Source organism: Priestia filamentosa, from assembly GCF_900177535.1.
GTDB classification, from domain to species: domain Bacteria; phylum Bacillota; class Bacilli; order Bacillales; family Bacillaceae_H; genus Bacillus_I; species Bacillus_I filamentosa.
In genome coordinates, this window is record NZ_FXAJ01000001.1 from 720,316 (window position 1) to 733,513 (window position 13,198).

Here is a 13,198-nt window from a genome sequence, read left to right on the forward strand (position 1 = left end):
ATGTCGAAGCGGATTTTAGTTGTTGATGATGCTGCGTTTATGAGAATGATGATTAAAGATATTTTAACGAAGAATGACTACGAAGTTGTAGCTGAAGCTGCAGATGGACTGCAGGCTATTGAACAATATAAAGAGCATAAACCAGATCTTGTAACAATGGATATTACAATGCCTGAAATGGACGGCATTCACTCGCTGAAGGAAATTAAGAAAGTGAATCCAACTGCTAAGGTAATTATGTGCTCAGCAATGGGACAGCAAGCGATGGTTATCGATGCTATCCAAGCTGGTGCAAAGGACTTTATTGTTAAACCATTTCAAGCAGATCGAGTTATTGAAGCAATTTCTAAAACATTAGGATAAGATATGGAGCCAAGGTGTTCTCTGCACCTTGGCTATGAAATTTCATAGAAGAGGTGGCTTTTGTTGAAAGTGTTAAAAACGATAGCTGGTATTATTTGCGTGTTGTTTTTATTATCTCCATCCATAGCATTTGCAGCCAGCGAGCCATCTGTTAGTGATTGTCTAGAAAACAAGGAAAAGTGTGGGGAAACGGCTCAAACAACCAAAGATTCTAAAGATCAAAGTGAGAGCGCACATGATTTTGTGTCCGCTTGGGACTACGTCAAAGTAGTAATAGCTTTTATTTTTGTTATTGCTCTTTTATATGGAGTTTTAAAATTTGTAAACAAGCGGAACCATGGACTTCAAGCACATAAACTTGTTCAAAATTTAGGTGGAACAAACTTAGGAAACAATCGCTCTGTACAGGTGGTCAAAGTAGGAGAAAGAGTACTTGTGGTAGGAGTGGGACAAAACGTTGAACTTTTAACCCAAATTACGGATAACGAAGAAAGAGAAAAGCTTTTACGCGAATACAATGAGCTTGGAAGTAGCGAAACATATAAAACGCTTCTTCCTACTTTTTTGGAAAAACGCAAAAGAACACAAAAGGATTTTAAGACTGAATTTCAATCTCGTTTACAAGAAATGAAAAATGAAAGATCGGAGCTTTTAAATAAGATGGAAAGGAAAAACGGCGACAATGAGTGAGTTTGTAAATCTTTTCACCACGACAGACACAGAATCTGTATCAACAACAATAAAACTGCTTTTGTTGCTGACCGTTTTTTCTTTAGCACCAGGCATTTTAATTTTAATGACGTGCTTTACAAGAGTTGTTGTTGTACTCGCTTTTTTAAGAACAGCACTTGGAACTCAGCAAACACCTCCAACGCAGGTGCTTATTGGGCTCGCTTTATTCATTAGCTTTTTTGTCATGGCACCAACGTTTTCAGAAGTGAATAAAGAAGCGCTACAGCCATTATTTAACAACGAAATTAGTTTAGATGAGGCTTATGATAAAGCAGCACTGCCTATGAAGGAATTTATGACCAAGTACACAAGAGAGAAAGATCTTGCTCTTTTTTTAAACTATGAAGGAGCAGAAAAGCCTGAGTCGATGGAAGAAATTCCAATGCGTGCTCTTGTGCCTGCTTTTGCGATTAGCGAATTAAAGACGGCTTTTCAAATTGGTTTTATGATTTTTGTCCCGTTTTTAGTTATCGATATGATTGTCTCAAGCATTTTGATGTCAATGGGGATGATGATGCTTCCGCCTGTCATGATTTCTTTACCATTTAAAATTTTACTTTTTGTTCTTGTAGATGGCTGGAACCTTGTTATTAAATCCTTACTCTTAAGTTTTCAATAGGTGGTTACTATGAATAGTGAATTTATTATCTCGTTAGCAGAGCGCGGAATATGGACCATTCTTCTTGTAAGTGGACCATTGCTTTTACTCGCGCTCGTTGTTGGTTTGCTTGTTAGTATTTTTCAAGCAACAACACAAATTCAAGAGCAGACACTCGCTTTTATTCCCAAAATTGTGGCCGTGTTCCTTGGAATGATTTTATTTGGCCCATGGATGCTGTCTACAATGGTTGAGTTTACATATCAACTTTTCAGTAACTTGCATCATTATATAGGGTGATTGAAATGGAGCATTTACTTTCTATTCTCCCAACTTTTTTGCTAGTGCTTGTTCGCATATCAACGTTCTTTATTGTGGTTCCATTTTTCTCTTACAGGACGATTCCTTCATCGCACAAAATAGGATTTTCAGCTTTGCTCGCTATTGTATTAACAAGCACTATCGGAGCTGAAGCTATTCCAATTGACGGGCGATTTTTGCTTTTGAGTCTAAAGGAATGCATTGTTGGCATTAGTCTTGGTCTTATTGCTTATATTGCTTTTAGTGCTATTCAAACAGCAGGAAGTTTTATTGATTTTCAAATGGGCTTTGCAATTGCTAGTGTTATTGACCCTCAGACAGGAGCTCAAAGTCCACTTGTTGGACAATACTTATCTATTTTTGCCATGTTATTTTTATTATCAGTTGATGGTCATCATTTATTAATTAATGGTCTTTATGAAAGTTTTCAGCTTATGCCGCTTAGTCAACTATCACTTCACTTTGGAGAAGAGTCGTTTATTAAGACGGTCATTTATGGGTTTTCGTCTATGTTCGCTATTGCCCTTCAGTTATCGCTTCCGATTGTAGCTGCAATCTTCCTTGTTGATGTAGCTTTAGGGATAGTAGCCCGTACAGTACCACAGCTGAACATTTTTGTTGTTGGATTTCCTGTAAAGATTATGGTTACGTTTTTACTATTAATTATCGTCATTGGCAGCTTGTTTTCAGTTATGAAGGAAGTGTTTGATTTAATGCTTGAAGTAATGATGCAGCTCGCAGATCGCCTAGGAGGGGAATAATGTTAAAGCTTGATCTCCAGTTTTTTGCGGGAGAAAAGACGGAAAAAGCGACTCCAAAGAAAAGGCAAGATTCAAGAAAAAAAGGACAAGTAGTCAAAAGTCAGGATATCAATGCAGCCTTTGTTTTCTTGTTTTTATTTCTTTATTTTTCGTTTGGAGCCAAGTTTATACTAGAACAGTTTTTAGATATTTTAGCAGAAGGATTCTCACGTAATCTGCTCTTCGATATTACAGAACAAAACGTCATGAAAGTATTTATGGACCTTCTTCCTAAAATCGCATTCGCTGTTCTTCCTATTATGGCAGTGGCTCTTGTTGGCGGGCTTTTGACAAACTATGCTCAAATAGGGCTCTTGTTCTCTACTGAAACATTAAAATTTGATCTAAAAAAAATTAATCCCATTACGGGCGCTAAGCGAATTTTTGCCATGCGTGCCCTTGTGGAACTTTTTAAGTCTGTATTAAAAATTTTATGCATTGGGCTTGTCACTTTTTTTATTTTATGGGCGAACTTAAAAGAAGTTCTTCTGTTAGCACAAAAAGGTGTTCAAGATGCTATGACGACAATTGGAAAACTTATTTTTCAAATGGGGATTGCAGCGTCACTTGTGCTGCTTTTTATTGCGATTTTGGATTATGTTTATCAGCGCTACGACTATGAAAAAAATATTCGAATGTCCAAGCAAGATATTAAAGACGAGCATAAAAACACGGAAGGAGACCCGCAGATTCGTTCAAAAATTAAGCAGAAACAGCGGGCAGTGGCCATGTCACGTATGATGCAAGATGTACCTACAGCAGATGTTATTATTACAAATCCAACACACTATGCTGTTGCTTTAAAATACGATGAACAAAAAGCAGATGCGCCTTACATTGTGGCAAGCGGAGTTGATTTTGTTGCTCAAAAGATCAAAGGAGTTGCCGGACAACATGATATTACAATGATTGAAAATCGACCGCTTGCCAGAGGGTTATATGAGCAAGCTGAAGTAGGACAAGCCATTCCTGAAGAATTTTTTAAAGCAGTGGCTGAACTTTTAGCTTATGTATACCGGATTCAAAAAAGGATTTAGTATTCTAAACGAAGGAGGAAAGAAAAACGTGACAGCAAGAGATCTACCAATTATATTAGGCGTTGTTTTAATTATCGTTATGCTCGTTATTCCGCTTCCAACGTGGTTATTGAGTGTCCTGATCATGGTCAACATTTCCCTTTCACTTCTTGTTCTCCTTATGGCGATGAATATGAGAGAGGCATTAGAAATGTCCGTGTTTCCATCACTTCTTCTTGTACTAACGCTTTTTCGGTTAGGTTTAAACGTTTCGACAACTCGTTCTATTTTAGGTCAAGGGGAAGCTGGGGGAGTAGTTGAAACGTTTGGGGATTTTGTTGTAGGGGGAAACCCTCTTGTTGGATTTGTTGTTTTTATCATCTTAATTATTATTCAATTTGTGGTTATTACAAAAGGATCGGAGCGTGTTTCCGAGGTAGCGGCCCGTTTTACACTTGACGCGATGCCAGGGAAGCAAATGAGTATTGATGCTGACTTAAATGCTGGCATGATTTCGGAGCGTGAAGCTGTTGAACGCCGCGAAAAAATTCAGCGCGAAGCAGATTTTTATGGAGCAATGGATGGAGGAAGTAAGTTTGTAAAAGGAGATGCTATTGCAGGAGTGATTATTACAATCATTAATATTATCGTTGGAATGATTGTGGGAATGATGCAGCTTGGCATGTCTCTTTCCGAAGCTTCGACAACGTATACGCTCTTAACCGTTGGGGACGGGCTTGTGAGTCAAATTCCTGCCTTAATGCTTTCCACAGCAACAGGAATTATTGTTACAAGAGCAGCGTCTGACGGAAACTTAAGTCAAGATATTACAAAGCAGCTTTTTAGGCTACCTCCTGTTTTGTATATTACAGGCGGCACGATTATTTTCTTGGGGCTCGTTACGCCGATAAGCGATGTATTAACACTTCCTCTCGGTGGATTGATTGCTTTTGGAGGATATATGATCTCAAAACAGCAGGGCAAGGAAGAAGAAACAGAAGATGAGCTTGCTCGTGAAGAAATGCAGCTTGATGAGATGAAAAGTCCTGAAAGTGTTGTGAGCTTATTAAATGTAGATCCAATTGAGTTTGAATTTGGCTATGGGTTGATTCCTCTTGCGGATACGAACCAAGGAGGCGATCTTCTAGATCGAGTTATTATGATTAGAAGACAGCTTGCACTTGAACTTGGTCTTGTAATCCCTGTTGTCAGAATAAGAGATAACATTCAACTACAACCAAATGAGTATCGCTTGAAAATAAAGGGGAACGAGCTTGCGAAAGGAGAGCTTCTTCTTGATCATTACTTGGCAATAAGTCCTGGTGAGGAAGAGGAAGGAATTGAAGGGATTGATACAGTGGAGCCTGCCTTTGGCATGAAGGCAAAATGGGTAAATGAAGAGATGAAGGAAAGAGCGGAAATGTACGGTTACACAGTCGTTGATCCCCCTTCTGTTGTTTCAACACACATTACAGAAATCATTAGACAAAACGCTCATGAACTGCTTGGACGTCAAGAAACAAAACAGCTTATTGATCATGTGAAAGAAACATATCCAATTTTAGTCGAAGAAATTACGCCTGCGATTTTAAGCGTTGGTGATATTCAAAAAGTACTTTCTAAACTACTGAAGGAGAACGTTTCTATTCGGAACTTGCCCGTTATTTTCGAAACGCTAGCAGATTACGGGAAAACTTCCTCAGATCCTGATTTGCTTACAGAGTATGTACGTCAATCACTATCTCGTCAAATTACTTCTCAGCATTCAAATGAGAATAATGGGCTAAAGGTAATTACTCTGTCTGGAAAAGTGGAAAAAACAATGGCAGAAGGAGTACATCAAACAGAGCATGGAAACTATTTGTCACTTGATCCGACTGTTTCCCAAACAATCGTTCAAAATATTGCTCACGAAGTTGAACAGTCTTCACTTTACGAACATCATGCTGTTATTTTATGTTCACCAGCCGTTCGTATGTATGTACGTCAGCTTATTGAACGCTACATTCCCCAAATAGCGGTTCTATCGTATAACGAGCTTGAGCCCTCAGTTGAAGTGCAGAGTATTGGAGTGGTAAATATCTAATGAAAGTAAAAAAGTATAGAGTTAAAACAATGAAAGAGGCGATGGACAGAATTCGCGGGGAACTTGGAAGAGAAGCGGTTATTTTAAACTCAAAAGCAGTGAAGACGGGCGGATTTCTCGGGCTTTTTAAAACTAAAAAGCTTGAGGTCATTGCTGCCGTTGAGAGAGGAATTCAATCTGCCACTTCCGTAAAAAAAAGAGAAGAGAAGCTAAAACAACAAGCTGCTCCATCTCTTCAATACGAAGAGCTTTTATTAGAAATTAAGTCATTAAAGGAAGCTGTTTCGTCCTCTTCTGCGGAGAAAAAGTTTTCGAGCTACCCAGAGGCAGTCAAAGAAGTTTTTGTACATTTAGAGAATCAGGGAATACAAGAATCAATTATAGATGAGATGATGCCATTGCTTCTTGAAAAGTATTTTCTTGGAGAAGCAAACGTAGTAAAGGAAGCAAAACATTATATAAAAGATCTTATGATCCCGCTTTATACCGAAAAAAAAGCTAAAAAATGTATTAATCTTGTAGGACCAACAGGAGTCGGGAAAACAACAACTCTTGCTAAACTTGCGGCAAAGTATATTTTACAAGATGGAAAAAGCGTTGCATTTATTACAACAGACACGTACAGAGTATCCGCCATATCGCAGCTGAAAACATATGCTGATATTTTAAATGTTCCTCTTCTTGTTTGTTATAACAGAGGAGAATTTGAAAAAGCGCTCGAAAAATTTGTTTCTTATGACCATATCATTATCGATACAGCAGGACGAAATTACAGAGATGAACAGTATGTAAAAGCATTGCAAAGCTTCATTCCCTTTCAAAATAATATGGATACCCATTTAGTCCTAGCCTTAACAGCAAAGCAAAACGATATGGAACAGATTGTGTCTCGCTTTTCTTCATTGCCTATTCAGTCTTTTCTTTTCACAAAAAGTGATGAAACCTCGTCATTAGGAGCAATTATTAATATGATGCACAAGTATAAAAAACCAGTTTACTATATAACAAATGGCCAAGATGTGCCTGATGATTTACTTTCGGTTACAGAAAATAATATTGCAAATTTTTTATTTGAGGAAGAGTGATGATGAAAGATCAGGCAGAACATCTTAGACTAAAAATGCAAGGAATTAAAAAAACGAAAGCATTAGCTGTATTAAGTGGAAAAGGAGGAGTAGGAAAATCACATTTTTCCATTAACTTTGCTCTTTCTCTTCATAAACTTGGCTATAAAGTGCTTTTGTTTGATATGGATGTTGGGATGGGTAACGTAGAAATTTTAATGGGGATATCAACACAGTATACAATTGCAGATGTTCTACATGGAAATGTATCAGTACAAGAAGCTGTGTCAAAAAGTAGCTACGGCATTGATATCCTTTCAGGAGGAACAGGATTAAATACACTCGTTGAAATGGATGAGGGAGACATAACTCATTTACTTGCACAATTTGACGTCTCTTTTGTGCAGTATGATTATGTTATTTTTGACATGGGAGCAGGAATGTCAAAGAGCGTTTTATCTTTCTTAAAGGCTGCTGACGAAATTGTTGTGCTCATAACGCCAGAGCCAACGTCATTAATGGATGGATATGCTTCTGTGAAGTTTATGATGATGGAGTCCCTAGAAGGTCCTTATAATGTTGTAATCAACAAAACTTCTTCCTCACGAGAAGGAGAAATTGTTTTTGGACGAATAAATAAAGTGACTGAAAAATTTTTAAATGGTCAACTGAGCTATTTAGGGCGAATTCCGACCGATTCTGCAGTCACAAAAGCAGCGATGAAACAAGTACCATTTTCTATTCTCTATCCAAATGGAAAAGCGACAAAAGCAGTGGAAGAGCTTGCAGCATCTTTTGTAAACCCTTCTTCTACAAAATTTTTAAAAGATGGGTTTCTAGCTCGGTTAAAACATCAGTTTCTTGAAAAAAGAGAAAGATTATAAAAAAATACGTTTCTCGAAGTAGCTTGTAATTTAGAAAGTATTGAGGTGGACAGCATGGAGATGAATCAATATTTGGATATTTTTATTGATGAAAGCAAACAGCATCTTCAAAATATGTATGATTATCTTCTAAAAGTAGAGAACGGTACGCGAGAAGACGGAGTTGTGCACGAAATTTTTAGATCTGCTCATACGCTAAAGGGAATGGCGGCAACAATGGGCTATGAACATGTAACAGAGCTTACACATGGATTAGAAAATATTCTCGATGAACTTAGAAATGAAAAGATAGATTGGTCTAATGATCTCATAGATTTAATGTTTCAAGCGGTAGAAGAGCTTAGTGAATCCATAGATAAAATTATGAAAGGGGAAGGAGCCCCATTATTTAAAACAGATACGCTAACAGAACTTCATGAATTTCTATCTTACCCATCCCTTTCTAAAGAAGGAGAAGAAAAACCTCTCTCGTCTCTTTCTACAGATGATGATAGTATAATCAAAATCCAGCTTGCTGAAGATTGCTTATTAAAGGGAGCACGTGCTTATATGGTACTTCAGAAAATCAAAGAATATGCTACTGTTATTAAAACTTCTCCAAGCTTTGAAGAGATTAAAGAAGGTAATTTCACAGAACATTTTATAATTCATATAAGATCAGAGGAGCCCTTTTCACTTATTCAAAAAGAAGTGATGCACATGACCGATGTGAAAAACGTTGAGCTTCATATAAGAGAGAACAAAAAAGAAGATGTAGTCTCTTCTGATCACACGTCAGCTTCTGAAACCGTTCGAGTGAAGCTTGATGACTTGAATGTACTTATGAACTTAGTAGAAGAACTTGTAATTGATAGAACGCGTATTCAGCAAATGATTCAGCCTTTTTCAGATCATGATCTTGACGACACAGTTAAACATCTTTTTCGATTAACAAATGACTTGCAGCAAGTTGTCATTAACATGCGAATGGTTCCTATTGAAACTGCGTTTAAACGTTTTCCCCCAATGGTTCGAAACTTAGCTAGAACGCTTGGAAAGAAAATTCGTGTGAAATTGACAGGACAAGAGACAGCGCTTGATCGAACAATTGTTGAGAAAATTGGGGATCCTCTCGTTCATCTTATTCGAAATTCTATAGATCACGGAATTGAGCAGCCAGAACAAAGAAAAGAAAATGGAAAAGAACTAGAAGGAACAATAGAGCTTAGCGCCCGATATAAAGGAAGTCGTATTTTAATCGAGATTAAAGATGATGGAAGTGGAATAAATCGCCAGAGTGTATTAGCTAAGGCTATTAGTAAAAACATTGTTTCAAATCAAAAAGCAAACTCAATGCATGATGAGGATGTTTACCAACTTTTATTTACACCAGGCTTTTCTACAGCAGATGAAGTTTCCAACTTATCAGGCCGTGGTGTTGGGCTTGACGTAGTGCGAAACAGTATTGAAGCATTAGGTGGAACAACAAGTGTTACTTCTAATAGTGGACAAGGAACAGTGTTTTCAATTGATATTCCTGCTACGCTCTCTATTGTGTGCGCGATGCTCATTAAAATGAAAGAAGATATTTGGGCTGTTCCTATTTCTTCAATTGCAGAAACGCTTTTTATTGAAAAAGAAGAGATTTTACATATTGGAGAAGAACATGCTATCCATTTTCGAAATAAAGTGATCCCGCTTTTTTTCTTAAGTGAGCTTTTTGAATATAATGAGGAACAAAAGGAACGTCTTCATCACTATGTTGTTATTCTAGAAAAAGGGAAAAAATACGTAGCTCTTGTTGTAGACGGGTTTCTTCATCAACAAGATATTGTTGTCAAACCACTTAGTTCTTATTTAAAACATATTAGTCTTGTTTCCGGAACTACGATTTTGGGAGATGGCAAGGTAGCTCTCATTCTAAATCACAATGAGCTTTTTAAAGACAGAGTAAAGGGGGGAGATGGATGAAAATGCTTCAATTTAACGTAGGAAACAATGCCTATATCTTGCCGGTTTCACATATTCGTTCCATTGAAAAAATGCATACTATCACACACGTTCCACGAACATTTCCCTACATTAAAGGAGTAACAAACTTAAGAGGAGTTGTTACGCCACTTATCGACCTTCGTCTAAGGTTTGGAATGAAAGAAAAGGAATATGATAGTGCAACACGGATTGTTGTCGTAAAAGGTGAAGAAGGAGAAGTTGGGCTTATTGTAGATGAAGCTGTTGATATTTTAGATCTTGATGAACAAGGAATAGCTTCTCCTGCTGATGGAAGTTCCTATTATGTGAATGGAGCTGTGAAAAGGGACGACCAGTTTTTATTAGTTCTTGATATTAATAAAGTTTTAGAACAGTAGACTTTAAATGAGATAGAATGAATTGCAGTCTTTCCCTTATTGAAAAAGAAGAACAGGAAGCATATGATGAAAAAAATAGAGAGTTTGGTTTGAAATTTCTCTCTTACAAGGAGCATTTCAAGTGAGAAATAATCGAAAAGACGCGGTAAAGGTAGGCATTGCGGAAATGGGATTTGTCCGTGCACCATCCTGTATTTATACCGTCGGCCTTGGCTCCTGTGTAGGGGTCGTCATTTATGATCAAAAAGAAAAGATGGCTGCAATGGTACACGTGATGCTGCCTTATGCAGAAAAAAGCGGAGATAGAAATTTTAATAGAGCAAAATATGCTGATACAGCTGTGTACGCTTTGTGCGAAACACTGTTACAAAACGGTGGAAAGTTAGGAAATTTTCGAGCAAAAATTGCAGGTGGTGCCCAAATGTTTCAACATTACTCAACAGAGCATGATATGAGGATTGGGCCAAGAAATATTGAGGCTCTTAAACGATTCTTACAAGAAGTCAATGTCCCTCTCCTTTCGAAGGACGTTGGGGCCGAAGGGGAAGAACGATTAAATTTGATCCTGTAAGCGAAGTTCTTTTCATTTGAAGCGCCAACACAAATGTTAGAGAAATATAAATCTATGAGCGATGAACATTATTAAATTTTTGAAGCGGTAGTTTAGCATAACAGAATTCATTTAAAAATATAAGGTATTGAATTAAAGCTGTTTGCATGACGAGGAGGAGTCGAATGGCACAACCATCTCTAGAAGAACAATATTGGCTAAAATGGACACATTCACGAGACCCTCATGCCGGAAACATGTTGGTTCGTAAATATATGTCGCTCGTCCATTACCATGTTCAACGCATTTTAATTGGTATTCCAAAAAGTGTAAGTAAAGAGGACTTGTTCAGCCTTGGCCTTACAGGGTTGTATGATGCACTTGAAAAGTTTGATTATAAACGTGATTTGAAATTTGATACATATGCATCATTTCGCGTGCGTGGTGCTATTATAGATGGATTAAGAAAAGAAGATTGGCTTTCAAGAGGAGCGAGAGAAAGAGCTAAAAAGATTGAATCAAAAATTGAAGAGCTTGAGCAAGAATATTTACGTACGGTCGCTCCTAAAGAGATAGCAGCAAGTCTAGATGTAACAGAAGAAGAAGTGTTGCAAACAATGAATGAAGGTTTTTTCGCTAATATATTATCAATGGATGAATATATGAAAGAATCTGAAGACAAAGAACAACAAACATATTCTATTCGTGATGATAAAGCAGTTCTTCCTGAAGAAGAGCTTCTGAAGGAAGAAATGTATGAAAATCTTGCTAAAGTTATTGAAGGTTTAAACGAAAAAGAACAGCTTGTTGTGTCTCTTTTTTATAAAGAAGATTTAACATTTACAGAAATTGGTCATGTGATGTCTTTATCAACATCGCGCATTTCTCAAATTCATTCAAAGGCATTATATAAAATGCGTCACATGCTTACAAAGATAATGGAGCAGGCCTAAAGAAGACGAGCTCTTAATGCTCGTCTTTTTCTATGAAAAGGAAGGAGGAGAAAAATGGCGTTCTTTATTGTGATTTCTCTCATTTTACACGTCATATCATTCTTTTGTATTACGCTTCTTTATATGAAAAGAGGTGAAATGAAGAGAATAGAGCAAGAACAAAAACGCTCAGCAAAAGAACTCGAAGAAGCAATGGCTGCTTATTTACTTGAGCTTCAAGAAGAGCATCATAATCTCATTAAGAGTTTAAAAAAGTCGAGAGAAAATAATACAAAAAAACCAAACCGCACAGAATTTAATGCAGTTAGCAAACCTGAAGATCTCTCTGATCTTCTTCCAGCTTTTCAAATGCAAGAAGACACTGTTGAAATATATCTTTCAAAACTAAAGATAGAGGAGCTGGAAGGGGAGCAGTTGCGGAAAACAGTTTATTTTTTACATGATAGAGGTTTAACAAGTGAAGAAATTGCTAAACATCTACATAGAGGGGATGCGGAAATTCGCCTATTCTTACAATTTCGACAAGAAAATAGAATTTGAACTTGCTTGTGAATAGTGAATGTGCTATATTTATTTCTGGTGTTAATACACACGCTTAAAGATTTAGATAACGGTGCTGGCTCAACGTCAGTTTTATCTAAAGATGACTTAAGCGGAGGAACCCAAAAACCGTTAGGAGGAAAAATTAATGTCAGTAATTTCAATGAAACAATTACTTGAAGCAGGTGTTCACTTCGGTCACCAAACTCGCCGTTGGAACCCAAAAATGAAGAAATACATTTTCACAGAGCGTAACGGGATCTACATCATCGATCTTCAAAAAACTGTGAAAAAAGTTGACGAAGCATTCCACTTCGTTAAAGATGTAGCAGCAGAAGGTGGAAAAATCCTTTTCGTTGGTACTAAAAAACAAGCACAAGATTCTGTTAAAGAAGAAGCAGCACGTGCTGGTATGTACTTCGTTAACCAACGTTGGTTAGGTGGTACTTTAACAAACTTCCAAACAATCCAAAAACGCGTTAAGCGTCTTAAAGACATCGAGCGTATGGCAGAAGACGGAACTTTCGAAGTTCTTCCTAAGAAAGAAGTTGTAGGCTTACGTAAAGAGCTTGAGCGTCTTGAAAAATTCCTAGGCGGAATCAAAGACATGAAGCAACTTCCAGATGCACTATTCATCATCGACCCTCGTAAAGAGCGTATCGCAGTGGCTGAAGCAAGAAAATTAAATATTCCGATCGTTGGTATCGTAGATACAAACTGTGATCCAGACGAAATCGACTATGTTATCCCTGCAAACGATGATGCAATCCGCGCTGTTAAACTTCTAACTTCTAAAATGGCTGATGCTGTTCTTGAAGCTAAACAAGGTGAAGAAGCAGCAACTGAAACTGAAACAACAACTGCTTAATGAAGGAAAGGTGATAAAGGGGTAGCCTTTTATCACCTTTTTTTACAGATGATTACTTGATACATACCAAAACTA

Annotated in this window: 14 protein-coding genes and 1 pseudogene; all 15 read left to right on the forward strand. The window is 37.3% G+C overall.

The genetic code is table 11. From position 1 onward, the window contains the following. Positions 1 to 363 carry a response regulator gene (locus B9N79_RS03840; RefSeq protein ID WP_046217795.1) on the forward strand — a complete coding sequence of 121 codons (363 nt, stop codon included), beginning with the start codon at positions 1 to 3 and terminating at the stop codon, positions 361 to 363. Positions 364 to 432: 69 nt separating this feature from the next. Next, entirely contained in the window at positions 433 to 1,053 is a 621-nt protein-coding gene (locus B9N79_RS03845; RefSeq protein ID WP_239695521.1) for a flagellar biosynthetic protein FliO, read from the forward strand. Continuing rightward, the gene (fliP, locus tag B9N79_RS03850; protein ID WP_046217793.1) at positions 1,046 to 1,714 is read left to right on the forward strand and encodes a flagellar type III secretion system pore protein FliP; all 669 of its coding nucleotides are present in this window, start codon (positions 1,046 to 1,048) and stop codon (positions 1,712 to 1,714) included. Before B9N79_RS03845 ends, fliP begins: the two co-directional genes overlap by 8 nt. A 9-nt stretch (positions 1,715 to 1,723) precedes the next feature. Then, positions 1,724 to 1,993 carry a flagellar biosynthesis protein FliQ gene (fliQ, locus tag B9N79_RS03855; protein ID WP_019391829.1) on the forward strand — a complete coding sequence of 90 codons (270 nt, stop codon included), beginning with the start codon at positions 1,724 to 1,726 and terminating at the stop codon, positions 1,991 to 1,993. Between the two features lie 5 nt (positions 1,994 to 1,998). Continuing rightward, positions 1,999 to 2,775 carry a flagellar biosynthetic protein FliR gene (fliR, locus tag B9N79_RS03860; RefSeq protein ID WP_040056656.1) on the forward strand — a complete coding sequence of 259 codons (777 nt, stop codon included), beginning with the start codon at positions 1,999 to 2,001 and terminating at the stop codon, positions 2,773 to 2,775. Further along, a complete protein-coding gene (flhB, locus tag B9N79_RS03865; RefSeq protein WP_040056655.1) occupies positions 2,775 to 3,851 on the forward strand; it encodes a flagellar biosynthesis protein FlhB in 1,077 nt (358 codons plus the stop codon). Before fliR ends, flhB begins: the two co-directional genes overlap by 1 nt. Positions 3,852 to 3,879: 28 nt before the next feature. After that, on the forward strand, positions 3,880 to 5,916 hold the full coding sequence (gene flhA / locus B9N79_RS03870) for a flagellar biosynthesis protein FlhA (protein WP_019391832.1): 2,037 nt from the start codon (positions 3,880 to 3,882) through the stop codon (positions 5,914 to 5,916). Continuing rightward, a complete protein-coding gene (gene flhF, locus B9N79_RS03875; RefSeq protein WP_040056654.1) occupies positions 5,916 to 7,001 on the forward strand; it encodes a flagellar biosynthesis GTPase FlhF in 1,086 nt (361 codons plus the stop codon). Before flhA ends, flhF begins: the two co-directional genes overlap by 1 nt. Beyond that, positions 7,001 to 7,864: a MinD/ParA family protein gene (locus B9N79_RS03880; protein ID WP_063592705.1), complete on the forward strand. Its 864-nt coding sequence runs from the start codon at positions 7,001 to 7,003 to the stop codon at positions 7,862 to 7,864. The genes flhF and B9N79_RS03880 overlap by 1 nt, the downstream gene beginning before the upstream one ends. 54 nt (positions 7,865 to 7,918) lie before the next feature. After that, positions 7,919 to 9,814 carry a chemotaxis protein CheA gene (locus B9N79_RS03885; RefSeq protein ID WP_040056652.1) on the forward strand — a complete coding sequence of 632 codons (1,896 nt, stop codon included), beginning with the start codon at positions 7,919 to 7,921 and terminating at the stop codon, positions 9,812 to 9,814. Beyond that, on the forward strand, positions 9,811 to 10,212 hold the full coding sequence (locus B9N79_RS03890) for a chemotaxis protein CheW (RefSeq protein WP_040056651.1): 402 nt from the start codon (positions 9,811 to 9,813) through the stop codon (positions 10,210 to 10,212). Before B9N79_RS03885 ends, B9N79_RS03890 begins: the two co-directional genes overlap by 4 nt. Before the next feature lie 166 nt (positions 10,213 to 10,378). Beyond that, positions 10,379 to 10,803: pseudogene (locus B9N79_RS03895) on the forward strand (chemotaxis protein CheD). Positions 10,804 to 10,947: 144 nt separating this feature from the next. Further along, positions 10,948 to 11,715, forward strand: a complete 768-nt coding sequence (locus tag B9N79_RS03900) for a FliA/WhiG family RNA polymerase sigma factor (protein WP_046217792.1) — start codon at positions 10,948 to 10,950, stop codon at positions 11,713 to 11,715. A gap of 54 nt (positions 11,716 to 11,769) precedes the next feature. After that, positions 11,770 to 12,255: a hypothetical protein gene (locus B9N79_RS03905; RefSeq protein ID WP_040056649.1), complete on the forward strand. Its 486-nt coding sequence runs from the start codon at positions 11,770 to 11,772 to the stop codon at positions 12,253 to 12,255. A gap of 148 nt (positions 12,256 to 12,403) precedes the next feature. Continuing rightward, entirely contained in the window at positions 12,404 to 13,123 is a 720-nt protein-coding gene (rpsB, locus tag B9N79_RS03910; protein WP_019391841.1) for a 30S ribosomal protein S2, read from the forward strand. The last annotated feature ends 75 nt before the right edge of the window (positions 13,124 to 13,198 follow it).

What these genes read in the sequence shown, in the direction of transcription:
- B9N79_RS03840 (WP_046217795.1), top strand. Translation starts at nt 1, where the DNA reads ATGTCGAAGCGGATTTTAGTTGTTGATGATGCTGCGTTTATGAGAATG.
- fliP (WP_046217793.1), top strand. Translation starts at nt 1,046, where the DNA reads ATGAGTGAGTTTGTAAATCTTTTCACCACGACAGACACAGAATCTGTA.
- fliQ (WP_019391829.1), top strand. Translation starts at nt 1,724, where the DNA reads ATGAATAGTGAATTTATTATCTCGTTAGCAGAGCGCGGAATATGGACC.
- fliR (WP_040056656.1), top strand. Translation starts at nt 1,999, where the DNA reads ATGGAGCATTTACTTTCTATTCTCCCAACTTTTTTGCTAGTGCTTGTT.
- flhB (WP_040056655.1), top strand. Translation starts at nt 2,775, where the DNA reads ATGTTAAAGCTTGATCTCCAGTTTTTTGCGGGAGAAAAGACGGAAAAA.
- flhF (WP_040056654.1), top strand. Translation starts at nt 5,916, where the DNA reads ATGAAAGTAAAAAAGTATAGAGTTAAAACAATGAAAGAGGCGATGGAC.
- B9N79_RS03880 (WP_063592705.1), top strand. Translation starts at nt 7,001, where the DNA reads ATGATGAAAGATCAGGCAGAACATCTTAGACTAAAAATGCAAGGAATT.
- B9N79_RS03885 (WP_040056652.1), top strand. Translation starts at nt 7,919, where the DNA reads ATGGAGATGAATCAATATTTGGATATTTTTATTGATGAAAGCAAACAG.
- B9N79_RS03890 (WP_040056651.1), top strand. Translation starts at nt 9,811, where the DNA reads ATGAAAATGCTTCAATTTAACGTAGGAAACAATGCCTATATCTTGCCG.
- B9N79_RS03900 (WP_046217792.1), top strand. Translation starts at nt 10,948, where the DNA reads ATGGCACAACCATCTCTAGAAGAACAATATTGGCTAAAATGGACACAT.
- B9N79_RS03905 (WP_040056649.1), top strand. Translation starts at nt 11,770, where the DNA reads ATGGCGTTCTTTATTGTGATTTCTCTCATTTTACACGTCATATCATTC.
- rpsB (WP_019391841.1), top strand. Translation starts at nt 12,404, where the DNA reads ATGTCAGTAATTTCAATGAAACAATTACTTGAAGCAGGTGTTCACTTC.